This is a genomic window from Methylobacterium sp. WL116 (assembly GCF_008039455.1).
GTDB lineage: Bacteria > Pseudomonadota > Alphaproteobacteria > Rhizobiales > Beijerinckiaceae > Methylobacterium.
Genome location: NZ_VRUV01001101.1, coordinates 1 through 534, shown reverse-complemented (window position 1 = coordinate 534; position 534 = coordinate 1). Strand labels below are relative to the sequence as shown.

Sequence of the window (534 nt, the reverse complement as noted above, 5' to 3'; positions counted from 1 at the left end):
GGCGCGCCATCAGCGGCGCGCCGCCGGCACCGGTGCCGATCACCACCGCATCGACGACCTCGTCGGTCGCGTAGCGCGTCATGGAATCGAGGTTCATCGTCCGTCCCCACCCTGCGCGACGGGCTCCCAGCCCTCGCGCTCGCCCAATCCGATCTTGGTGAAGCCCACCGGCCGGGCCCCGTCGCCGCCCGCACCGATGCCGGAGAACCCGATCCAGGCGAGCGCCGCCGGATGGGCGAGCCAGGTGCGCACCACGTCGGCGCGCAGGTCCCCGAACCAGACGGTCAGCTGCTCCGGCGCGAAGCCGAGCGCCGATCCGCCCGGCAGGACGCCCTTCTCGATCGCCCGGAGCAGGTCGTCCTGCGCCGCGCCGTCGAGGGCGAGGAAGCGCCGACCGTCGGCGCCCGCCGCAGCGTCGAGGCTGCGAAGCGCGGTCCTGTAGGCCGAGGCGTCCGGCGGCAGGGCGGAGAACCGCCAGCCGTCGCCCCGGCCGCTCGCGAGCCGCGCGTCGATGCGGGCGGCGAGGTCGATCCC

At 75.8% G+C, this 534-nt stretch carries 1 protein-coding gene; it reads right to left on the bottom strand.

Translation table 11 applies throughout. The features are described from left to right. Positions 1–93 precede the first annotated feature (93 nt). Positions 94–534 (bottom strand): gluconate 2-dehydrogenase subunit 3 family protein (locus FV223_RS29580; RefSeq protein WP_147730114.1); only part of this gene is annotated, 441 nt, incomplete at its 5' end.